The organism is Kitasatospora sp. NPDC059747 (assembly GCF_042732955.1).
Taxonomy (GTDB): domain Bacteria; phylum Actinomycetota; class Actinomycetes; order Streptomycetales; family Streptomycetaceae; genus Kitasatospora.
Genome location: NZ_JBHWGV010000021.1, coordinates 31,026 through 52,176 on the forward strand (window position 1 = coordinate 31,026; position 21,151 = coordinate 52,176).

General features: G+C 73.4%; 18 protein-coding genes and 1 pseudogene. 13 read left to right on the forward strand and 6 right to left on the reverse strand.

Going from position 1 to position 21,151, the window contains the following annotated elements; translation table 11 throughout:
• The first annotated feature begins 64 nt into the window (after positions 1 to 64).
• The 6 genes from ACFV4G_RS12040 (at position 65) to ACFV4G_RS12065 (ending at position 4,309) form a co-directional block, all read left to right on the forward strand.
• On the forward strand, positions 65 to 1,285 hold the full coding sequence (locus tag ACFV4G_RS12040) for a UDP-N-acetylglucosamine 1-carboxyvinyltransferase (RefSeq protein ID WP_380439170.1): 1,221 nt from the start codon (positions 65 to 67) through the stop codon (positions 1,283 to 1,285).
• On the forward strand, positions 1,282 to 2,067 hold the full coding sequence (locus ACFV4G_RS12045; RefSeq protein ID WP_380439172.1) for a serine hydrolase domain-containing protein: 786 nt from the start codon (positions 1,282 to 1,284) through the stop codon (positions 2,065 to 2,067). The genes ACFV4G_RS12040 and ACFV4G_RS12045 overlap by 4 nt, the downstream gene beginning before the upstream one ends.
• Complete coding sequence (locus ACFV4G_RS12050; RefSeq protein ID WP_380439174.1) at positions 2,064 to 2,297, forward strand: hypothetical protein; 234 nt, start codon at positions 2,064 to 2,066, stop codon at positions 2,295 to 2,297. Before ACFV4G_RS12045 ends, ACFV4G_RS12050 begins: the two co-directional genes overlap by 4 nt.
• A 14-nt stretch (positions 2,298 to 2,311) precedes the next feature.
• The gene (locus ACFV4G_RS12055; protein ID WP_380439176.1) at positions 2,312 to 2,473 is read left to right on the forward strand and encodes a hypothetical protein; all 162 of its coding nucleotides are present in this window, start codon (positions 2,312 to 2,314) and stop codon (positions 2,471 to 2,473) included.
• A complete protein-coding gene (locus ACFV4G_RS12060) occupies positions 2,470 to 3,351 on the forward strand; it encodes an FAD-binding protein (protein WP_380439178.1) in 882 nt (293 codons plus the stop codon). The genes ACFV4G_RS12055 and ACFV4G_RS12060 overlap by 4 nt, the downstream gene beginning before the upstream one ends.
• Before the next feature lie 211 nt (positions 3,352 to 3,562).
• Entirely contained in the window at positions 3,563 to 4,309 is a 747-nt protein-coding gene (locus tag ACFV4G_RS12065) for a DUF5131 family protein (RefSeq protein WP_380439180.1), read from the forward strand.
• Here the strand turns inward: ACFV4G_RS12065 and tcmP are convergent.
• Positions 4,299 to 5,450, reverse strand: coding sequence for a three-Cys-motif partner protein TcmP (gene tcmP / locus ACFV4G_RS12070; RefSeq protein WP_380439182.1), 1,152 nt, complete (start codon positions 5,448 to 5,450; stop codon positions 4,299 to 4,301). The two genes, ACFV4G_RS12065 and tcmP, sit on opposite strands and share 11 nt — an antisense overlap.
• 590 nt (positions 5,451 to 6,040) lie before the next feature.
• Here tcmP and ACFV4G_RS12075 point away from each other — a divergent pair.
• The gene (locus tag ACFV4G_RS12075; RefSeq protein WP_380439272.1) at positions 6,041 to 6,112 is read left to right on the forward strand and encodes a multicopper oxidase domain-containing protein; all 72 of its coding nucleotides are present in this window, start codon (positions 6,041 to 6,043) and stop codon (positions 6,110 to 6,112) included.
• On the opposite strand, the gene ACFV4G_RS12080 is transcribed toward ACFV4G_RS12075, so the two are convergent.
• Positions 6,091 to 7,425, reverse strand: a complete 1,335-nt coding sequence (locus ACFV4G_RS12080; RefSeq protein ID WP_380439184.1) for an MFS transporter — start codon at positions 7,423 to 7,425, stop codon at positions 6,091 to 6,093. The two genes, ACFV4G_RS12075 and ACFV4G_RS12080, sit on opposite strands and share 22 nt — an antisense overlap.
• Positions 7,426 to 7,650: 225 nt before the next feature.
• On the opposite strand from ACFV4G_RS12080, the gene ACFV4G_RS12085 reads away from it, so the two are divergent.
• The 5 genes from ACFV4G_RS12085 (at position 7,651) to ACFV4G_RS12105 (ending at position 14,183) form a co-directional block, all read left to right on the forward strand.
• Positions 7,651 to 8,349 (forward strand): hypothetical protein, encoded by a 699-nt coding sequence (locus ACFV4G_RS12085; RefSeq protein ID WP_380439186.1) that lies wholly within the window; start codon positions 7,651 to 7,653, stop codon positions 8,347 to 8,349.
• A gap of 78 nt (positions 8,350 to 8,427) precedes the next feature.
• Positions 8,428 to 8,841, forward strand: a complete 414-nt coding sequence (locus tag ACFV4G_RS12090; protein ID WP_380439188.1) for a nuclear transport factor 2 family protein — start codon at positions 8,428 to 8,430, stop codon at positions 8,839 to 8,841.
• Between the two features lie 79 nt (positions 8,842 to 8,920).
• Positions 8,921 to 9,943 carry a methyltransferase gene (locus ACFV4G_RS12095; protein ID WP_380439190.1) on the forward strand — a complete coding sequence of 341 codons (1,023 nt, stop codon included), beginning with the start codon at positions 8,921 to 8,923 and terminating at the stop codon, positions 9,941 to 9,943.
• A 215-nt stretch (positions 9,944 to 10,158) separates the two neighbouring features.
• On the forward strand, positions 10,159 to 12,171 hold the full coding sequence (locus ACFV4G_RS12100; protein ID WP_380439192.1) for a trypsin-like serine protease: 2,013 nt from the start codon (positions 10,159 to 10,161) through the stop codon (positions 12,169 to 12,171).
• Positions 12,172 to 12,308: 137 nt separating this feature from the next.
• Positions 12,309 to 14,183: an SMI1/KNR4 family protein gene (locus ACFV4G_RS12105; RefSeq protein ID WP_380439194.1), complete on the forward strand. Its 1,875-nt coding sequence runs from the start codon at positions 12,309 to 12,311 to the stop codon at positions 14,181 to 14,183.
• A gap of 111 nt (positions 14,184 to 14,294) precedes the next feature.
• Here ACFV4G_RS12105 and ACFV4G_RS12110 read toward each other — a convergent pair whose 3' ends face one another.
• Entirely contained in the window at positions 14,295 to 16,109 is a 1,815-nt protein-coding gene (locus ACFV4G_RS12110) for an alkaline phosphatase family protein (RefSeq protein WP_380439196.1), read from the reverse strand.
• 244 nt (positions 16,110 to 16,353) lie between these two features.
• Between ACFV4G_RS12110 and ACFV4G_RS12115 the strand changes: the two genes are divergently transcribed.
• Positions 16,354 to 17,538, forward strand: a complete 1,185-nt coding sequence (locus ACFV4G_RS12115) for a hypothetical protein (protein ID WP_380439198.1) — start codon at positions 16,354 to 16,356, stop codon at positions 17,536 to 17,538.
• A gap of 31 nt (positions 17,539 to 17,569) precedes the next feature.
• Here the strand turns inward: ACFV4G_RS12115 and ACFV4G_RS12120 are convergent, their stop codons facing one another.
• The 3 genes and pseudogenes from ACFV4G_RS12120 to ACFV4G_RS12130 all read right to left on the reverse strand — a co-directional run.
• Positions 17,570 to 19,393 (reverse strand): serine/threonine protein kinase, encoded by a 1,824-nt coding sequence (locus ACFV4G_RS12120; protein WP_380439200.1) that lies wholly within the window; start codon positions 19,391 to 19,393, stop codon positions 17,570 to 17,572.
• Positions 19,394 to 19,527: 134 nt separating this feature from the next.
• Positions 19,528 to 20,709, reverse strand: a complete 1,182-nt coding sequence (locus ACFV4G_RS12125; RefSeq protein WP_380439201.1) for a CapA family protein — start codon at positions 20,707 to 20,709, stop codon at positions 19,528 to 19,530.
• 175 nt (positions 20,710 to 20,884) lie between these two features.
• A pseudogene (locus ACFV4G_RS12130) lies at positions 20,885 to 21,151 on the reverse strand (IMP dehydrogenase); the annotation flags it as partial.

The window sequence follows — 21,151 nt, forward strand, 5'->3', positions numbered from 1 at the left end:
CCGCTCCTCTCCCCCCAACGCAGATCGGCGGGTTCTTCCCCGCCGGAAGCCAGGGAAGGTGACCATGACCACCACCACGACCACCGGCCGGCTCGCCCTGCGGATCACCGGCGGGCACCCGCTGCACGGCAGCACGACCATCCAGGGCAGTAAGAACATCGCGCTGCACCTGTACGCCGCCACGATCCTCGCCGACCAGCCGCTCACCCTCACCGGCTCCCCCGCGATCCTCGACACCGGCGTGTGCGCCGAGATCCTCCACCGCACCGGCACCCGAGCCACAATCACCGGGGACGAGTTCGAGACCCGGCCCGCCGACTCCTACTTCCCCGTCATCCCGGACGACCTCGGCCGGCGCATCCGCACCACCGCGGTCATGGCCGCCGCCCTGCTGACCCGCACCGGCAAGGTCGCCCTCCCGCTGCCCGGCGGCGACGCGTTCTGCGCCCGATACATCGACCTGCACCTGGCCGCCATGGAAGCCCCCGGCGCCAAGGTGCGCGTCGACCGGGCTCGCGTCCGTGCCCGCTTCACCGGCGCGAAGCGGCGGCCGTTCATCACCACCGCCAGCTCCAGGAAGTGGGGCCCGAGCCTGGGCGCGACAGTCACCGCGGTGCTGCTGGCCGCCCGCACCCCCGGCACCTCCTCGATCCTCTCCCCGAGCATCGAGCCCGAGGTCACGGCCACCGCCGACCTGCTCGCCCGCTCCGGAGTCGGCGTAATCTGGCAGGGCACCGAAGCCCTGAACGTCACCGGCACCGACCACATCACCGGCGGCACCTTCCCGCCCAGCGGCTTCCCGGCGGGCTTGGTGTCGGTCTTCGCCGACGCCGGGATCCTCCTCACCGCCGAGCGCGGCGGGACCACGGTCGCCGCGCCCGACGGGCTGCGCGCGGTGGAAACGGCCACCGGCCCGCACCCCGGCTACCCGACCGACGTCCAACCCCAGCTCACCGCCGCCCTCACCCAGGCCGCCGGAACGTCCCGGATCGACGACCGCGTCTACACCCGACGCGACAGCCACCTCGGCGCCCTGCGCAAGTTCGGCGCCGTCGTCAACGCGGAAGGCTCGGTGATCACCGTCGAGGGCCCGTCCCGGCTCGTCGCCGCCGAGGTGGCCGGCGAGGACATCCGCGCCGTGACCACGCTCGTGCTCGCCGCCCTGACGGCCGAGGGCACCTCTACGATCCGTGGCATCTACCACCTCCAGCGCGGCTACGGCGACCTGCTGCCCAAACTCGCCTCGCTCGGTGCCGAGCTGACGATCAACCAGGAGGCACCGTGAACCCCGACTCCATCGCCGCACTGCACCAGTGCCTCGACATGCTGGTCGACGACGGCGCCCTGCCCGGCGGCGTCATCGCCTACGGCACCCGGGACAGCCGGCCCGAGTTCGCCGCCTCCGGTGTCGTCGCCCCCGAGTGCGGGGGCGCCCGCCCCGGCCCGGACACGCTCTACGACGCCGCGTCGCTGACCAAGGTGCTCGCCACCTGGCCGCTGATCGGCCTCGCCGACGGCCTCACCGTGGACACCCCGGTGCGCGAGCTGCTGCCCGACGTCCCGAACGGGGCGCCCGGCGGACGGGTCACCGTCGGGCAAATCCTCGCCCACACCTCCGGCCTGCGAGCCGACACCCGCCTCGACCAGTACCGGGGCCGCACCGAACCGCTCGCCGCCCTGATCTGCGGCGAACCCCTCATCTCCGAACCCGGAGCCGGGCACCGGTACATCAACCGCGGCTTCATCCTCCTCGGACTCGCCCTCGCCCACGTCCACGGCCGCCGCCTGGACGAACTCGCCACCGACCTCTGGCAGTCCCTCGGCATGACCCGCACCACCTACGGGCCCGTCGGCCGCTCCCCCGAGGTCGCCCCGACCGAGCAGCGCCTTGCCGGTGGCCCGCGTCTGTGGGGCATCCCGCACGACGACAACGCCACCCTGCTCGGCGGCGTCGCCGGCCACGCCGGGGTCTTCACCACCCCGGCCGACCTGGCCACGTTCGGGCCCGGATCCTCACCGCGCACGCCCTCGACACGGGCCTCGGCACGTGGCTGCGCACCAGCATGACGCCGAAGGCCGAGATCGAACCCGGCCTCCACCGCGGCCTGGCCTGGATCCTCGCCGACGACGGCCGGATCGCCTACCACCACGGCTTCACCGGCACCAGCCTCTACCTCACCCCGCACACCGGCCGCTACCTGGCCATCTGCACCAACGCCGTCTACCACCACCAGGACAACCGCACCCGCCTCGCCCCGCTCCGCACCCTCGCACTCAAGGCCATCACCGCCGACTGAGAGGACCACCTGCCGTGCCCCAGGACACGCTCGCGTCGCTGACCACCCTCCGGCTCGGCGGGCCCGCCGGGACCGTCCTGACCATCTCCGACCCCGCCCACTGGCACGACGCCCCCGCACGATCAGCCACAGCGAGGAGAACGACCCCGTCGTCCTGGGGCACGGCAGAAACGTGATCGCGGCGGACGCCGGCCACCCCGGCACCGTCGTAGTCATGAACACCCGCGGCATCACCACGAAGAAGATCGACGACACCACGGTGGCCGTCACCGTCCAGACCGGCCACCCGCTCGCCGACCTCGTCCAGTGGGCAGCCACCGAACGGCTCGCCGGAATCGAGTGCCTGGCCAACATCCCCGGCACCGTAGGCGCCGCACCGGTCCAAAACGCCGGCGCGTACGGCCAGCAGACTTCCGACACGCTTCACAGCGTCACGGCCTGGGACTGGAGCACGGGCTGCCGAAAGACCCTCCTGGCCCAAGCCTGCCGCCTGCGCTACCGCGACAGCCGCTTCAAGGAGACCGCTGGCCGCTGGACCATCCTCACCGCCACGCTCCACCTGACCCGCACCCCGGCGGCGATCACCTACCACCCACTCGCCGACGAACTCGGCATCCCCGTCGGCGCCCGACCGACCGTGTCGGAGGTCACCGAAGCCGTACTCGCCAACCGGAACCGTCGCGGACTCCTCCTCGACCGGACCGGCCCGGACGCTCGGCAGGTCGGATCGGTCTTCCTCAACCCACGGGTCAACACCGCCCAGGCCAGGCGCTGGTCAGACCTCGGCTGCCCGGTCCGCCGCGATAGCGACGGCGAACTCCGGGCCAGCGCAGGGTGGCTCCTTGAGCTCGTCGGCTGCCGCGCCGGCCGGACGATCGCCGACGGCGTGCGCTGTTCCGACCGCCGAGCCCTCACGATCACCGCCCACGGGGAGGCCACAGCCGCAGGGTTCGACCGGGCACTCGCCAGCCTCTCCACCCAGGTGAGGAGCGCGACTGGGATCTCCCTCCAGCCCGAGCCGACGCGGGTCGGGCGGTGGGCTGGCAGCCCCTGATCGGGTGGCACCGGCACCCGCCGAACGGCGGGACAGCCCAGTGCCGCCGACTCGGGCCGCCTGTCGAAGGTCTGCATCGGTGGCGAGGGTGGTGCTGTGACCTGCCGGGTTCGACAGGTCACAGCTCAACGGAGGAATGTGGTCCCGAACATGGGACGCGGGCGGCTGCGGGGCCGGGGGCCGCAGGGCACGACGGAGATCGGGAGCGGCAGTGGGCGAGCGCAGCGGGATCGAGTGGACGGAGGCGACATGGAACCCCACAACGGGGTGTGACCGCGTGTCGGCCGGGTGCGACAACTGCTACGCACTCACCCTGGCCAAGCGGTTGAAGGCGATGGGCGCCGCGAAGTACCAGAACGACGGTGAGCCACGGACGTCGGGACCCGGTTTCGGCCTCACGCTCCATCCGGACGTGCTGCGAGCGCCGTACAGCTGGCGCAGCCCGCGGACGGTCTTCGTCGACTCGATGTCCGACCTCTTCCACGCCCGTGTTCCGCTCGACTTCGTACGCCGCGTCTTCGCAGTGATGGCCGATACCCCGCAGCACACATACCAGGTGCTCACCAAGCGGGCCCGCAGGCTGCGGCGCGCGGCGGACCGGCTGGAGTGGCCGCCCAATGTGTGGATGGGCGTGTCCGTGGAGAGCGCGGAGGAACTCGGCCGGGTGGACGACCTCCGTACGGTTCCGGCCGCTGTCCGGTTCCTGTCCTGCGAGCCGTTGTTGGGCCCGCTGGACGGACTGGAGCTGGACGGCATCCACTGGGTCATCGCGGGCGGCGAGTCCGGGCCCGGCTTCCGCCCCATGGAGGCGGCCTGGGCCCGGGACGTCCGCGACGCCTGCCTCCGGGAGGAGGTGGCGTTCTTCTTCAAGCAGTGGGGCGGGCACACTCCCAAGGCTGGCGGCCGTCTTCTCGACGGCCGAACCTGGGACCAGCTGCCCCTGCCCGTCAGCGTCTGACCGACGGGCGCACCTCCAGGTTCTTGATCCTCGACACCTTGCCGTCGTTCGCGAGGAGTCCGGCCTCATACAACTGCCGGATCGCCTTGCCCACCACAGTTTCCGGCACCTGGCCGTAGTAGTCGCCGAACACCTGGACGGCGTGGTCGACCAGCTTGAACGGTCGTCCGCGTTGCAGGAGCGTCCGAATGTTCTCGGCGATGGCCGGGACTGCCTCCTGCTGCACCTTCGCCGGGTCCGGCCGTTGCATCGTCGTCACGGTGAACAAGGCGTTGTCGTTGGCCTCTTCCTTCAGTTCGACCTCCTTCCACCAGGTGTCGCGGGCGCGAGCGTGCGCGTCGCCAAAAACCCACAGGCCGTGGTTGCTCCGGGTCCCGAACACCAGGTTGTAGACGGCCTTCTGCCCGGGCCCCTTGGTGACCGGAACCGACACCATGCGCATGCCGGTCTCCTTGCCCAAGCGCAAGCTGTACTCGGCGGCGACCTTCTCGTCGGCGTCGTGCGTGTATCCGTCGGCGAAGTACCGCCGCCACCAGGTTCCGCCGCAGACCGCATCCAGACGTTCGTTGGTGCGTTCGTTGCCCTTCGGGGAGTGCGAGTTGCCGCCGATCCGGCGCACCGCCATCATGCTGAAGTTGAGCAGCAGTTCGGTGGGCGGCCATGCTGCGGTGGTCCGTCGGCAGGCGAGGACGTCCACCAGACGGTCGAAGGGCAGCGCGAGACCGCACGGGTCGAGGAACAGGAACAGCGGACGGCCTACCGCAGCGGCGAGCACCTCATCGAACAAGCCGAGCACGTCGCCGCGGAAGGCGCGGGCATCTACGCCGCGGGACCGATATTCCGCGACCAGCGCTTCGAGTTGGGTGAACGACTCGGCGGACTTCTCGGCGAAGAAGCACGTCCAGCGGACCAGCCCCTTCACTTGATGGTCGGCCGCCACCTTGAGCACCCGGTCGGCCGAACCCGACTCGCCGTTGAGGTAGCGCCCCTCCCCCGCGTACCCGTCCAGATAGACCACCTCGCCGCCCTGCGAGCCGGTCATGCCACCGAACTTCGGTATGTACCGACTCAGCAGGTCGTGCTTGAAGACGCTCGGCAGCGCCGGCTCGTCCCAGTACTCCCCCGAGGTGCCCTTCGACATCCGTCCCCTCCCGGCCCGACACCCGCACCAGTCATCGACCGTTCCAGAGTGGCGAGGACCAGCCCACACGTAAAGAGCGCATGCAGGCCACACTGATCTCCCCAATTCCCCCGTACGTCGATGGCATCGTTGGCAGGGGTTACAGACCACAACGCAGTGGAAGTGGCAACGGGCGAGAGCCGGCGGTGTGCACGGCGGGACTAACGGAAGACCCGGCACGTTGTCTGACTATCTGTCAGAAAAGTCAGCAAAAGGTCAGCATCGATCCGATTAGAGGCTGTCGCACCAGCCCAAACATGCGATTCGGCAGAGCGCCGAAACAGGACCCCTTTCCGCTCGACCCGCGCGCCCCGTTCCCCCTCAACCCGACACGCTGCGCTGTCCGGATCCATCCTCTGAGGAGAGTCTCGCCCGTACGCCTCCCTGACACATTTCACCAGGTCAGCGCACACATTCCAGCGCATTCAACGGGATCGACGAGGGGCTTCGGCACCCACAGTCGGGCACCGTCGCGGCCTTGAACTTCTCCGCAGCGAGAGCTCTTCTCCCCGTCGGTTCGTGCCTGTACGATCTCCAAACCGGATCGGCCGATGAAGTTCCACTGCCACATCGCGGCCCACGAGGACAACGGCATGATGAGCTACATCGACGTCGTCCGCTGAACCTCGCGGGCCACCTGCCGACCGTCCTGGCGCGCCTCGGACTCCTCGGGCCGCGCCAGGGCGGCCAGCCGGCGGGCGGCCGCTCGGCGCTGGACCGCGCCCAGGGCCGTCACCACCGCGCCGAGCCCGATCCAGCCGACCGGGCCGGCCGTCATCACCACGCCGGTCAGCAGCAGCGGGCCGGCAGACTTCTGCACCGACTGGGACATCCCGGCGACGCCCAGGTAGGACGCCCGCGCCTGCGGCGGGGCCAGGCTCACCGCCAACTCCCAGGAGCTGACCGAGCGCAGCAGTTCGGCGAACGTCACCAGCGCCCCGGCCGCGAGCAGCGCCGCCGAGGCCGCCCACGCCCCGCGCCCGGTCGAGGCCGCCAGCAGCAGGCAGCTCGCGAGCAGCGTCACGCCGTACCAGGCCAGCGACTTGACCGCCCCGCTCGGCCCCTGCGCCCAGGCGGAGACGCGCAGTTGGAGCACCACCACGAGCACGGTGTTGAGCACCAGGAAGGCGGGCACGAGGGCGTGCGGAGCGGTGGTGTGGTGGACGAGCCAGAGCGGGAGGCCGACGTTGAGCACGGAGTCGTCGAGGTTGAGCGGCATGTCGAGGAGGACGAAGAGCAGGTAGCCGCGGTCCCGCCAGGGGCTGCCGGCGGCCGGCTCGGGCCTGCTCGGCGCGGTGCTCCGCGTCACCACGAGCCCGTGCCCGGCCGGTTCGACCGTCCGCCGGACGAGGGCCGCGGCCAGGACGAAGGAGAGCGCGTTGGCCAGGATCAGCGCGCGGTAGGCGGTCACCGTGCCCACCGCGAGCCCGGCCGCCGCGATGCCCGCGCCGAGTGCGTAGCCCGCGTTGGCGACGCTGCGGAAGAGTGCCTGGTACTCGCCGCGCCGCTCGCCCGCGACCCGGGTCGCGAAGAGCATCTCCAGCGTTTTGGCGCCGCGCTCGCCGAGGCAGGTGAGCGCGACGAGGAGCAGCATCAGGACGTACTGGTCGACGACGAGCAGCAGGGCCATCGTCCCGAGGCGCAGCAGGTGGCACGCGGTCAGGAGGCCGCGGACGGTGAAGCGCTCGGCCGCCCGCCCGGCCAGCGGCGAGCCGGCGATCCCGGCGACGGCGGCGACGCCGAGCAGGAGGCCGAGCCGGCCGGCGTCGAGTCCGCGGACGAAGGTGAAGTACAGGACGGAGGCGGCGGCCCAGACGCCGGTGCCGGTGCGGTCGACGAACTGGGCGAGCAGCATCGTGCGGGCGTCCGGTCCGCCCGGTGGCCGCCGCAGCTGTCCGATCAGCCCACCGCCGCTTCCGTTGGCGCTCCGCCCCATGGTGCTCCCCCGTCCCGTTCCCCGGGGCTCACCCCCGGATCAATCTCGACATCAAGATACTTCACATCAAGAGTTCTGGCGAGATCCGGGGGCCCGGGTTCCGCTCGCACCGGTGCTGCCGCCACACTGTCGCGAGCGCAGGAGAGCAGAGGCGCGAGAGCACAGGAGAGCGGAAGCGCGGGAGCGCAGGAACGCAGGAGCGCACGAACGGACGGGGGCCCGGGCATGGCACGCCGCAGGAACAAGAAGCAGAAGAGACCGCTGAGCGACGGAACGTTCCGCCCGAATTCCGCCGCCGGGAAGGCCCGAAAGCGGCGGCCCCGCAAGGACCGGCCGCTCAAGCCGCGGACCGTCCGCATCACGGCGCTGCTGACCGGGCTGCTCGTGCCGCTGCTGGTCGTCGGCCTGATGGTGCTCGGCGCGAACCCGGACTACAGCCTGCCCTGCGCCGTCGCCGCCGTGATCGTGTTCATCGCGGGGCTCGGCGGCCTGATGGCCCTCCGGACCACCGGGTGGGTGCTGTGGCCGGGCGTCGTGCTCGGGATCGCGCTGCTCGTCCTGCCCATGAGGGCCTTCCAGGCCGAGGTGATCGCGCACCGCGGGGTGCGGACCGACGTCGTGGTCACGTGGGCCCACTCGGCCAAGGACAAGCGCGGCGTCATCAGTTGGACGTGCGGGATCCGCCACGCGGACGGGACGCCGCTGCCGCACGGCGAGTACAGCGGGTCGGGTTGCGGCGGCCCGTCCGACGCGGGCCGGAGCACCGTCGTCCTGGCCGACCCGGACGGTTACGTCCCGCCGGTCGCCACCGACTACGACCTGTCCTTCGTCGGCCTCGGCATCTACGCGGTCGCGGGCGCGGGCGCGCTCTGGGGCCTGCTGACCCTGGCCGCCGCGCGCCGGACGCTGCGGAAGCCCTCCTGACTCACCGTCATCCCCCTTCGCCAGTGGAGCGTCCCTGTGATTATGTGGCCTCCCGTGCCCACGTCCAGGGAGGCCGACATGCCCCGAACGCCGCAGCAGATCTTCGAGAGCTACGTCCACGCCGGACCCCTGTCCCGCGACGCCGACGCCCTCGCCGAGACCTTCACCGAGGACGGCGTCTTCGAGGCACCGTTCGTGCCCGCCGACGCCGACTTCCCGCGGCGCCTGGTCGGCCGCGAGCAGATCCGCAGCGCGATGGCCGAGCAGTACCGGCGCGGCGGGAAGGTCGGCCGCACGCCGAACTTCGCCAAGTCGAGCTACGTGCTGCACACCACCACCGATCCGGACGTGTTCATCGCCGAGATCGACACGGTCTTCGACGGGGAGGGGGACGAGGGCGACACCACGGCCTCGCTCGTCCAGATCTTCCGGATCCGCGACGACCGGATCGCCCGTCTGCGCGACTACTTCGCACCGGACTTGGTGGACTGAGCACGCCGTTGCTCCGCCCGGGTGGGCCCGCCCGCGCGCCCAGGCGCGCCGGCGGGTCCGGCTCGCTAGCTTGACCGGCATGAACGCCCCCGCCTCCCCCACGCCCGCCATCGCGATGCTGCGCCTGCTCGGCGGGTACCAGATCGCCCAGGCCCTCTTCGTCGCCGCCAGAGCCGGCCTCTCCGACCAACTCCTCGACGGACCACGCCCGTTGGCCGAGCTCGCCGCCGCCACCGGCCTGCGCCCCGACCCGCTGGCCCGGATCGTCCACGCGCTCGCCGGCGAGGACGTCTTCGCGCTCGACGCCGACACCGGGCTGGTCCGGCTCGGCCCACTCGGGCGCACCCTCGCCTCCGGCGTCCCCGAATCCGTCCGCAACATCGCCCTGATGTGGATGGACTCGCACTACCGCGCCTTCGGCGAGCTGTGGGGCACCGCCGAGACCGGCCGTCCCGCCGCCGAACTCGCCTACGGGGAACCCTTCTTCGACTGGGTCGGCGAGGACCCGGCCCGGGTGGGCGCGTTCACCGCCGCGATGACCGACTTCGCCCGCGCCATCCGCCACCACGCCCTGGACGCGGTCGAGCTGGACGGCGCACGGACCGTCGTCGACATCGGCGGGGCGGACGGCGCCGTCCTGGCCGCCCTCGCCCAGCGCGACCCGCACCTGCGGGGCACCGTCTTCGACCTGCCCCACGTGGTGGCGGCCGCCCCGGACGTCCTGCGCGCCCACGGGGTCGACGACCGGATCACGACGGCGGGCGGCGACTTCTTCGTCGAAGTACCGCCCGCGGAGGAGTACTTGGCCTGCTTCATCCTGCACGACTGGTCCGACGAGAAGGCCGGGCACATCCTCGCCAACGTCCACCGCGCCGCCACCGCGCCCGACGCCCGCCTGACCCTGGTCGAGACCGTCCTCGACCAGGGCGCCGCCCCCGAGGTGGCCTCCCTCCTCGACCTCACCATGCTCGGCATGCTCACCGGCCGCGAACGCTCCGCCACCGACTGGCGCGACCTCCTCGCCGCGTCCGGCTTCCGCCTCGACCGGATCCGCACGACCCAGGGCCCGATGTGCGTGATCGAGGCGACCCGCCTCCCCTGACAATTCGACCGGATTCCCCCGAAGAGCGAAATCCCCATTCCGAAGGAATACCGCCGCAAAACCTCCCGGAACATGACGACCCACCAGGGATCCGCCGGGGCGGCCGGCGACTTTGACGGGCGAGGAATGCGGGCGATAGCGTCCGATTGATCGTTTCTTTGCCGGCTCGGGGGGTGCTGGTGCCTCCCGGGCACGTCCTCTTACGGGAGATTCTGGTGCGTACAGCTCGAAGACTGGCCTGGCCCCTCGGCGCAGCCCTCGCGATACCCGTGATGGCCGGTTCGGTGCCGGCGGCGACCGCCGCCGAGGCCGCGCCGGCGCCGGTCGCGGCGGAAGGGTTCGGCTACCCCGATGCGGCCAAGGTCCTCGCGGACCGGAACATCACCCTCACGGCCGGGGACGGGCACATCGTGCTCGCCGACTGCGCCTCGGGGCCCGGCCTGGTGCAGCTGTACAGCCGCACGGCCAACCCGAGCCTGGTGTGCTTCCGGATCACCGGGCCCACCGGGTACCTCGCCCTGCAGATCCCGCAGGTCTACAACATCAAGGGCGACGACCACACCATCAAGGCCACGCTGAACACCGCGGGCACCGTCAGCAGCCTCGACGTCAACAAGAACGCCTGGACCCCGGTCGGCGAGGGCGACGCCACCAGCTCGACCACGCTGCTGGAGCTCAACGCCACCGACGGGCCGGCCGCCCCGGCCGCGGGCACCGACTACCAGGCCGTCGGCACCGTCGCCTTCGGACAGCCCGGCCACCCGGGCTCGCGCGCGTGCACCGCCGCCCTGGTCGACCGCAACTGGGTCCTGACCGCCGCCTCCTGCTTCGGCGACAACCCCGCCGCCGGTGCGCCCGCGACCGCGAGCACCGCCACGATCGCCGGCCACACCGTCGGCATCGCCGAGCTCGCCACCCGCGGCGACCGCGACCTCGTCATGGCCCGCCTCGCCACGCCGGTGGACGGCCTCACCCCGCTCGCCGTCTCCGCCACCGCGCCCGCGGCCGGCGACAGCCTGCGCGTACCCGGCCACGGCCGGACCGCCACCGAGTGGGCGCCGTTCCAGGTCCACACCACCACCCACACCGTCGGCGCCGTCGCCGCCACCGGCATCGACACGGCGCCCGCCGCCGGCGCGGCCGCCCTGTGCCAGGGCGACGCCGGGGCCCCGCTGCTGCGCGACCGCAACGGCACCCCCGAGATCGCCGCCGTGGCCGTCCGCTCCTGGCAGGGCGGCTGCCTGGGCACCCCGGCCACCGAGACCCGTACCGGGGCGACGTCCTCGCGCGTGGACGACCTCGGCGCGTGGGTGCAGCAGGTGCGGGCGACCGCGACCGGCTGGAAGACCCAGGCCCTGGTCAAGGGCGACAACGGCCTGTTCCAGGCCACCCGCCTCTACGACGGCAGCTGGACCGCGTTCCAGGACGTCCAGGCCACCGCGGGCAGCATCGGCGGCGTCAAGTCCGTTGCCGCCGCCGGGATCAACGGCGACACCCACGTCCTCGCCCTCGGCGGCGACGGCCGCCTCCACCACTCCCTGCGCAAGCCCGACGGCACCTGGTCCGCCTTCGGCGACGTCAACCAGGCCGCCGGGGAGCTCGGGAACATCACCCAGGTCTCGGCCTCCTCGATCGGCGCCGACCTGCACGTCGTGGTCCTCGCCGGCGGCCAGGTCTTCCACACCGTGCGCCACGCCGACGGCACCTGGACCGGCTTCGGCGCCGTCTTCGGCGCCGCCGGACCGCTGAACGGCGTCACCTCCGTGGCCGCCGCCGGCACCGGCAGCGAGCTGCAGGTCGCGGCCGTCGCGGGCGGCACCGTCCAGCACACCGTCCGTGCCGCGGACGGGACCTGGAGCGGCTGGGGCTCGGTCGCCGACGCCGCGGGCCCCATCGGCACCGTCGCCTCCGTCGCCATGGCCCGTCAGGGCGGTGACATGGACCTCGTCGCCGTCACCTCGACCGGCGCCCAGTTCCACACCATCCGCTTCGCGGACCGCACCTGGCAGCCCTTCCGGCCGCTGACCGGCGTCCTCGGCAACATCACCGCCGCCTCCGTCAGCGCCGCCCCCGTCGACGGCGACGCCCAGTTCGCCGTCACCACCACGGACAACCGCGTCCTGACCACCGCCCGCCACGCCGACGGCACCTGGGCCCCCGTCCAGACCCCCGACCTGACGGCCGTTCCCGGCAACCACACCGGCACCGCCATCACCGGCACCCTCTGACGACCGTCACCCGACCGTCCCCACGGACGGCCGGCGCCACGTGACGATCGCTCCCGCCGCCGCCTCGCCCCACCGGGCGGGGCGGCCGCGGCCGTCGGGCCCCGGAATTGTCAGTGGTGCGTGCAAGGATCGCCGCCATGACCGAGGAGACGTTCGACTGGGGTTCCTTCCTCACCCGCTGGAGCGAGGAGTGGGCCGACACCTGCACCGAGCCCGCCGACGAGCCCGCCGACGAGGCCGCGCGGGCGCGCGGGCTGGGCTTCGGGCCCGCCGCCGAGGAGCGGATAGCGGCGGCGGAGGAGCGGCTGGGGCGCCGACTGCCGCCGTCCTACCGGGAGTTCCTCGCGGTCTCCGACGGGTGGCGGCACGCGGGCGGGTTCATCGACCACCTGGCCGGCGCCGGGGAGGCCCGCTGGCACGAGGACGCCGACGGCCTCGGCGAGCACTTCGACGAGGGCGAGCTCGACGGCATGTGGGCGCGCGCGCTCCAACTGGACGTCGAATCCGACATGACGTACGTCCTGCTGGATCCGCAGGCCGCCGACGAACACGGCGAGTGGGCCGTCTACTGCCATCAGGTGTGGTCGCACTCCCCGCCCACCCGGCACGACTCCTTCCGCGAGTTCATGCTCGCGCAGTACCGGGAGTTCCACCGCCTCGCCGCCGACCACCACGCGGAGCGGCCGTTCGCCAACAACACCACCCGCCGCCTGGACGCCCAGGTCGAGGCGGCCCGGCTCGACGCGCTGCGCGGCGACCACGAGCGGGCGGCCGCCGCGCTCGCCGACGCGGCCGGGTACGGCCGGCCCCGGGCCAAGGGCATGCTGCACCAGCTGCGCCGCCTGCTGGGGCGGACGTACCTGGTGGACTACGGCTCGCTGCCCGCCGATCCGCGCTACCTGCGCGAGGTGGTGCCGCTGCTCGCGGTCGAGCAGGTGGCGAACCGCCACGACGCGACGGTCTGGGGCTACCGGGTGGGCATCTCCTCCGGCCGGCACCGGGAGCTGGCCGACGAGGTGCTGCGCGAGGTCGAGGAGCGGACGTTCCGGTACACCGCGGAGGGCCCCTTCGGCGCGGCGGTCGAGCAGGCCCGCGAGCAGGCCCGCTGGGGGCGCACGGACGCCGCCTGGCACACGCTGCTCGCCGCGCTCCCGCAGTGGACGCCGGTCGGCCCCGACCACCTGGCCCCGGTCGGCCTGCTCGCCGACCCCGTCCTCGGGCCCCTGGTCACCCCGGAGCGCGCCCTCGCCCTGCTCGCCACCCCCAGGGACGGCCGCCCGGCCCCGCCGCCGACCGGCGGCCCGCGGGACGCGGACGAGCTCGCCTGGCTCGCCGACCACCGCGAGGCCTACCGGTTCGTCCTCGTGGAGGGAGTGCACCCGGCAGACCTTCCCGCGCGCCTCGGTGCCGAGGACGCCGCCCTCGGCGCACCGGCGACGCCCGACGAGACCCACCTCGCACTCGTCCGCGCGGGCGGCGGCTCCTCGTACAACTCCTACAACTCCTTCGTTTCCTACAACTCCTACGACACCTACGACGACCGAGCCCGCGCCGCCGTCGGCCACGCGGGCGAGTCCGGCTGGAGCTTCGCCTTCGACGCCCACCCCGCCCGCCACGACGAACAGCGCTACGTCTCCCCCGCAGCGGCCTCCTCGCACGGCACGCGCGCCGTGGTGGTGTGGTCCGCACCGGATCAGGGCTTCTTCCACCTCTCCGTCGCCGAACAGGGCACCGAGCTCTACGCCTTCACCGTCCGGGGCTCCGAGATCCACCGCACCGGCACGGACATACCGCCCGCCCTCGACCCGGACGTCCTGTTCGCGCCCGGGGGCGAGGGCCGAGCGGAGCGCCGGGCCCTGGCGGCGATCGCCGTCCACTTCGGTGTGGGCCTCCCGCGCTTCGCCCTCACCGAAGGCCGCCTCCACCACGTCACCACCCGTTCCTGGACCAGTCCCCCGGGCCCCGGCGAGACGTACGCCCGGATTTCCCTGGGCGGCTCCGGCGGCCGGTGATCGCGGCCGGTGATCGCGGCCGGTGATCGGCGCAGCACCCGGAGGAAGCCGGAACGACCGCGGCCCGGACGCCGGTCGGACGTCCGGGCCGCGGCGGGGGTGCCGCCGGCGTCAGCCGATGGTCAGCCGGAACGGTCCGGCGAGCACCGAGTAGCCGTCGTTGGCGAGGTAGTAGGCGTCGTACGCGCCCGCGCCGCCGATCTTGCCGGTCGACAGCGTGACCGCACCGCTCTGGTTGGGCGTGTAGGCCCAGGTCAGCGAGGAGCGGGAGCCCGGGGTGACGCCCGCCGGGTAGACGCCGACCCAGTTCTTGACCGCGACCTGGGAGGTGTTCGGCAGCGCGTACCGGAGGGTGACGTTGCCGCCGCCCGCGACCTCGTTCAGGTCGCCGGTGAGCGTCGGGCCGGTGGCCGCGGACGGGGCGAACGCGGCGTTGAGCGGGGTCGCGTAGGTGTCGTTCGCGGTCAGCCCGGGCAGGCCGAGGGCGGACTCGATGGTGCGGCCGATGGAGTAGTGGTCGTAGTGCAGCGGGCTGCTGGTGCCGGCCGGGACGGTGCCCTGCGAGCCCACCGCGACGGTGGCGACGTGGTTGTAGGCCTCGCCCGAGCTCTCGTCCCAGGTGAGGAGCAGCAGGGAGCGCTGCTGGGTCCACGCGGGCGAGGAAAGGACCGGGGCGAGGGTCTGCTTCAGCCAGCCGTCCTGGACCTGCAGGCTGGTGGCGCTGCCGTTGCCGGAGGCCTCGCCGTCGTAGTAGTCGTCGGCCGCGATCCAGGAGAAGTTCGGGGTGGTGGCGGCCGACTGGAGGTCGGTGGTCAGCTGTGTGGTGTCGAAGAGGTGGGCGGCGCAGCGGGCCGGGTTGCCGCTGATGTCGGTGTAGTTGATGAACGGCGCGTCGTCGGGCATGTACTTGGCGTCGTACTGGGTGGTGGTGTTGCAGGGTGTGCCCATGCCCTGCTCGTAGGCCTTCCAGGTCTTGCCGGCGTCCTCGATGGTGTCGCCGAGGTTGCGCTGCGGGGAGTTGATGTTGGGCCAGTAGGTGGCGCCCTTGGTGTACGCGTCGCCGCCGGCGATCGCCATGTAGTTCTCGTCGCTCGGGTGGTAGACGCCGTGCGCGTCGGTGAGGGTGGCGCCCTGGGCCATCAGGCCGTGGATGAACGGGGTGTCCGCCGGGTCGTTCATGATCTGGGCGTAGTCGGTGTTCTCCATCATGACGGTGAACACGTGGTCGTAGCCGGGCACGGCGGACGCGGGCGGGCTGACCGGGGCGGGGGCGGCGACGGGGGTGTCGAGGGTGAGCGAGAGGTTGTCCAGGTAGCCGGTCTCGTTCGTGGTGGAGAGGAACTGCACCTCGACCTGGATCGACCGGGCGCCGGCCGGGACGGCCCCGGTGGCGGTGCGGGAGAGGAACTTGGTGGCGAGGCCGCGGTCGGTCGCGGAGACGGTCGGCAGCTTGGCGGTCGTGCCGACCGGGTTGCCGCCGGCGTCCTTGAAGTGCAGGCTGACGGCGACGTAGCCGCCGTACGTGGTCCAGCCGCCCAGCCAGCCGGCGAGGTCGTAGTGCACCCCGCCGCCGTCGATGGCCGTGGCGGCGGAGGAGACGTCGACGGTCTGCGACATCGAGCCGTCGCCGAAGTTGCCCGGGCCGAAGAAGGCCTTGCCGGGCGTCCTGCCGTCGTTCGGCAGGCCGAAGGAGCCGACGCCCTGGCACATCACGTTGACGCCGCCGGCCTGGACGGTCCAGCCGGGGACGGTGGTGGCGGCGCTCCAGTCGTTGGTGCAGTAGCCGCCGGCCTCCGCGTCGCCGTTGACGATCAGGTTGCCGCTGCCCGCCGCCGCGTGGGCGGTGGCGGGGGCGGCGACGGCCGTCGCGCCGAGGAGGGGGAGTGCGGCGAGCAGCCCGCCGAGGGAGCTCCAGCGCAGTCTCATCAGGGGTACCTCGTCCCGTTGGTGAGGGTGGTCGCCATGGCTTCGCGCCATGAGCGGACATAGAAGTACCGGCCGGTGCTGTCCGAGGGAAGAACGGCGACCGAACTTGGTCAGACAACTTTGCGTGAGCGGCGAGGTGGCACGGGCACGATCGGAGCCGTCGGTCCCCCTGGCCGGCTCCGTACGCCAGACTGTCCGGCGTAGCGGGACGGCAGGACGCAGCAGGACACGGGGAGGAACGGCAGTGGTCAGCGACATCGTCAAGGAGCTGGGGGCGGCACTCGGTCGCACCGGCACGGTCCGCCTCGGGGCGGACCACCACCGCCTGACCGTTCCCGTCGCGGGCGGCGAGCTCGCGGTCGACGTGATCGGCGACGCCACGGCGCGGCGGGTGGTCCACCTCCTCCCCGGCGGCGGACTCAACGTCGCCGCCAACTACTGCACCGCGCGGGGCCGGAGCCTCGCCCGCTTCCTCGCCGACCACGGCTACCTGGTCATCGGGACGACGCCCCGCGAGGACGCCCTCACGCCGGAGGCCCCTGACGACTGCACGGCCTGGGGCCTGGACTCGCACCGGGCGGACCTCGAACGCGTCATCACGGCCGCCGAGGCCGTCACCGCCCTGCCGTACGAGCTCCTCGGCCACTCGGCCGGAGCCGCACTCGCCCTGGACACCGCCGCACGCACCACCGCCGCACGCGCCACCGCCGCACGCACCACCGGCAGCGCCGGTCCCCGGCGCGTCCTCGTCCTCGACACCACCGGCCCGTACGATCCCGCGACGGAGCCCGAGCTGGTCGCGAAGGCGGAGGCGCTCACCGACCTCCTCCAGCAGCAGCTGGACGCGGGTGCCAGGACCCTCGACCCCGGCCTCAAGGGACTCTTCGCCCGCGCGGCCACCGCCCCGGACGCGCCGAGCGGCATGCCCCGGCCGGTGCCCCAACAGGCGGGCGAGCCGGGGCGGTTCAGCAACCTCGGCCTGCTCCACTACGCGCTCACCCACACCCGTGACCTGCCCGGCCCCGCCAACTGGATCTACCACCGGGGCCACAGCGGCGGTACCCACGCCTTCGGCCCCACCCCCGCCGAGGACCGCTTCACCCTGACCCACACCCCGCTGGCCGTCTGGGCGGAGGCGATCGAGCGCCTCGGCAGCGGCCTCCAGCCCACCGCCCTGCTGCGCGACCTGGCCGCCGTGTGGGCCGGGCGGACGGACGTCCACCGGATCGACTGGGCCGCGATCCGGGCCGACGTGGTCTGGATCAACGCCGAACTCGGGCGTGGCGACCACGACTCGGGCGCCCGCCTGATCCGCGCGGGCGGCGCCCGGGTGGACTACCGTGTCGTCCCCGGCTACGGCCACGGCGACGTCGTGTGGTCGGCCACCGCCGAGCAGGACGTGTGGACGTCCCTGCTGCCCGGGCGCTGAGCGCGGTCGTACCGGCAGGGCCGCGTCCGCGTCAGGACAGCGTCCACACCTGGTTGTCCGCCTCCGAGCAGGCCTGCACCCTGACCCACTGGGCCATGCCGTCGGAGGTCAGGCACTGCTTGGTGGAGGAGTTGACGACCTGGTAGCCGCCGGGGACCGGGACGAAGGACCAGAGCTGGTTCTCCGCGCCCGGCGGGTTCGTCCAGACCTGGATCCGGCCGGTGGTCAGTTCGAGGTCGAGGACCTTGGTGTAGTTCGTCGAGCCGTTGCGCAGGAGGTAGCGCCCGTCGGAGAAGTAGTCCAGGCGCCACTGCTGAGCCGGGGAGCGGTTGGCCGGATAGGTGCCGACGCGGTTGCCGTCCTTGTCGACGGAGTAGGCGTTGTCCAACGCGTTGCTCCCGAGGGAGAGCTGCGCCAGCGGGGGCAGTTGCGGCGCCGGCTTCGGCGCTTGCGTGGGCTGCGGCTGTGGCTGCGGCTGCGGGGCCGCCGTCGGCACCGCGGGCGGCACGGTGGCGGTCGGCTGGGCGGGGGCCGGCGCCGGCGCCCCGGTGGTCGGCGCGGCGGAGGGCGGCTGGGCCTTCCCGGTGGGGGCCTGGCCGGTGACGGGCAGCGTGGCCGGCGGGGCGAGCGCGCCCGCCGGCACGGGCCCGGCGCTGGGGCCCGACGTCGCGGCGGACACGGGCACCGGGCCGCCCCCGTCCCCCGCGCCCGGGCCGGCGGAGGGCGTCGGCGTCGGCGCGTCGGGCGTCGGAAGGCCGCCGGACGGGACGTTCGGGTCCGGCGGCACCGCACCGCCCGGGTCCCCGGACCGCCCGGCGCCGGCCGTCGGCCCCGCGGCGACGGCGTCGCCGTGCGGCACGCCGCCCGCGCCCGGCCGGCTCACCACCGCCCCGGTGGCGCCCACCGCGCCCAGCACGGCCATCGCCACGACCGACACCACCGCCCGCCGCCGCAGGCCGGTCCACGACCGGCGCCCGGCGACGGGTCGTTGGCCGGTGTGGACCGCAACCGCGGGCACGCCCTCCGCGGCACCCGCCGCCAGCGCCTCCCGGACGGCCTCCGCCATCGCCGCCGCGTCCGGCCAGCGCTCGCCCGGGTCCTTCGCCATCGCCCGCTCGACGATCGCCCGCACCGGCCCGGGTATCGGGTCCGGCAGCGGCGGCACGGGCTCCGTCAGGTGCTGGAGGATCACCTCCAGCGCGGTCTCCCCGTCGAAGGGCAGCCGCCCAGCCAGGCATTCGTAGAGGACGACGCCGAGCGCGTAGAGGTCCGCCGAGCCGGTGACCGGCCCGGTCGAGGCCTGCTCCGGCGCCTGGTACGCGGCGGTGCCGAGGACCATCCCGGGGACGGTCAGCCGGGCGTCGCTGCCGGGGCGGGCGATCCCGAAGTCCGCGATCACCGTCCGGTCGCCGCACACCATCAGGTTGGCCGGCTTGACGTCCCGGTGGACCACCCCGGTCCCGTGCGCCGCCACCAGCGCCTCCAGCACCTGGAGCGCCATCCGCAGCGCCTCCTCGGCCGGCAGGCTGCCCCGGCGCGCCAGCACGGCGCTCAGCGGCTCCCCCTCGATCAGCTCCATGACCAGGTAGGCGACCTGCCTCCCGATCACGGGGGCCTCGCCGTGCCCGAAGTCGTAGACCCCGACGATGCCCGGGTGCCGCAGCTGCGCCATGACGCGCGCCTCGGCGTGGAAGCGCTCGGCGAATCCCGGCTCGTCCAGCAGGACGGGCTTGACGACCTTGACGGCCACCCGGCGGCCGAGGACCTCGTCCTCGGCGAGCCACACGTCGCCCATCGACCCACCGCCCAGCCAGTCCACCAGCCGGTAGCGGTCGGCGAGCACGGTGCCACGCATGGTTCTCCCTGAGTCAAGTCGCATCGGTTGCGCGCACGCCGTCGACCGGGGCGCCCCCGGAGATCATGGCGCCGCTCGATAAGAGCTGACTTGTCGTCGGATGAACACCGCCCGCTGTGCGGGGATTCGGCGCGTCATGGCGCCATGGTCAGCCCCGCCGGTCCGGCACCCCGGCTGAGCACGACGGAGCGGATGTGGTCGAGGGCCGTGGCGTAGTCGGCCCGGCCGGGGTCGGCGCGGGCGGCCTCCCGCAGGTCGAGGACGCGGTAGGGCGGCCCGAGGTCGGTGACCTGCGGGACGAACTCCGCCTTCGTCACGGTCCACCGCTGCCCGGGCGCGGCCGGCGGCGAGAAGGTGAACCGGGCGATCGAGGACCAGTTGCCGCGCGGGTCCTCGGCGCCCGTGGGGTTGAACATGTGGCCCGCGAGCTGGTCGCCCATGCCGTAGACCGTCCAGGTGTCGTTGATCTTCTCGTAGGCCTGCGGGATGTGGGCGTGCGTCCCGAGGACCAGGTCGACCACCGGCCGCCCGGGCTCCGGCTCGGCGGCGAGGTCGCGGGCCAGCGCGAGCTGCTGCTCGTTCGGGGCGTCCTGCCACTCGGTGCCCCAGTGGACGCTGACCACGACGACGTCCGCCCCCGCCTCCCGGGCGGCCCGCGCGTCGGCGAGGATCCGGTCGCGGTCGATGAGGTTGACGGCCCAGGGCTGCCCCTTCGGCAACGGGATGCCGTTGGTGCCGTACGTGTAGGCGAGTTGGGCCACCGTCGCCCCGCCCGCCGTGAGCAGCGCGGGCCCGCCCGCCTCCTCCTCGCCGCGCGCGGACCCGGTGTGCTTCAGCCCGACGGCGTCCATGGCGTCGAGCGTGCGCCGGATCCCGGCCGGCCCGTCGTCGAGCGTGTGGTTGGAGGCGGTGTCGCAGGACGCGTACCCGGCGTCCTTGAGCGCCCGGGCCACCTGCGGGGGCGACTTGAACGACGGGTACCCGGTGAACGGCCCGCCGTCGGCGCCGTACACCGTCTCCATGTGACAGATGGCCAGGTCGGCGGCCCCGATGACGGGCTTGACCCCGGCGAGCATCCGCGTGAAGTCGTACCCGGCGCCCCCGGCGTCCTCCTTGGCCTGCTGGATGATCTCGGTGTGCGGCAGGACGTCCCCCGTCGCCACCAGCGTGAACGCCCGCGGCCCCGAGGGCGTCGGCACGGCCGTCGGGCTCGTGGCCGCCGACGGAACGGCCTCCGGCGCCGGCGGCCCGCCGCACCCCGCGAGGGCGAGCAGTGCAGCGGCCAGGAGCACCTCACGGCGCGGTGATCTCATCATCGTGTCGTCCCACAGTCGGCGGATATGACCCCCCGTCCTCCGACTATGGGAGCCCACCCCCGCCCCTCCCGTCCCCCACGCCCCACCGCGCCCCGACCTCACCCGACGAGGCGAGCCCGGGCCGCGGGGACCGTGCGGCCCCGGCGGGAGCCTGCGGCCCGGCAGCGGCGGGACGTCAGAAGGCGATCCGGACCTTCAGCGCCGAGCGGTCGTCCATCGCGCGGTAGCCGTCCGACACGCCGTCGAGGGTGACGGTGCGGTCGAAGACGAGGCCCGGGTCGATCGCGCCGGAGAGGACGTCGGGCAGCAGCTCGGGGATGTAGGCGCGGGCGGGGGCGACGCCGCCGAGGACCGCCACGTTGCGGGCGAAACGAGGGCCGCTGTCGACCCCCGCGCTGGCGCCGAGGGGGCCGCCGGCCTGGCCGAGCGCGCGGCCGGCGCC

Bases quoted from the DNA above. Each gene is read 5' to 3' on its own strand.
- ACFV4G_RS12040 (WP_380439170.1), top strand. From the start codon at position 65: ATGACCACCACCACGACCACCGGCCGGCTCGCCCTGCGGATCACCGGC.
- ACFV4G_RS12050 (WP_380439174.1), top strand. From the start codon at position 2,064: ATGACGCCGAAGGCCGAGATCGAACCCGGCCTCCACCGCGGCCTGGCC.
- tcmP (WP_380439182.1), bottom strand. From the start codon at position 5,450: ATGTCGAAGGGCACCTCGGGGGAGTACTGGGACGAGCCGGCGCTGCCG.
- ACFV4G_RS12080 (WP_380439184.1), bottom strand. From the start codon at position 7,425: ATGGGGCGGAGCGCCAACGGAAGCGGCGGTGGGCTGATCGGACAGCTG.
- ACFV4G_RS12085 (WP_380439186.1), top strand. From the start codon at position 7,651: ATGGCACGCCGCAGGAACAAGAAGCAGAAGAGACCGCTGAGCGACGGA.
- ACFV4G_RS12090 (WP_380439188.1), top strand. From the start codon at position 8,428: ATGCCCCGAACGCCGCAGCAGATCTTCGAGAGCTACGTCCACGCCGGA.
- ACFV4G_RS12095 (WP_380439190.1), top strand. From the start codon at position 8,921: ATGAACGCCCCCGCCTCCCCCACGCCCGCCATCGCGATGCTGCGCCTG.
- ACFV4G_RS12105 (WP_380439194.1), top strand. From the start codon at position 12,309: ATGACCGAGGAGACGTTCGACTGGGGTTCCTTCCTCACCCGCTGGAGC.
- ACFV4G_RS12110 (WP_380439196.1), bottom strand. From the start codon at position 16,109: ATGAGACTGCGCTGGAGCTCCCTCGGCGGGCTGCTCGCCGCACTCCCC.
- ACFV4G_RS12120 (WP_380439200.1), bottom strand. From the start codon at position 19,393: ATGCGTGGCACCGTGCTCGCCGACCGCTACCGGCTGGTGGACTGGCTG.
- ACFV4G_RS12125 (WP_380439201.1), bottom strand. From the start codon at position 20,709: ATGATGAGATCACCGCGCCGTGAGGTGCTCCTGGCCGCTGCACTGCTC.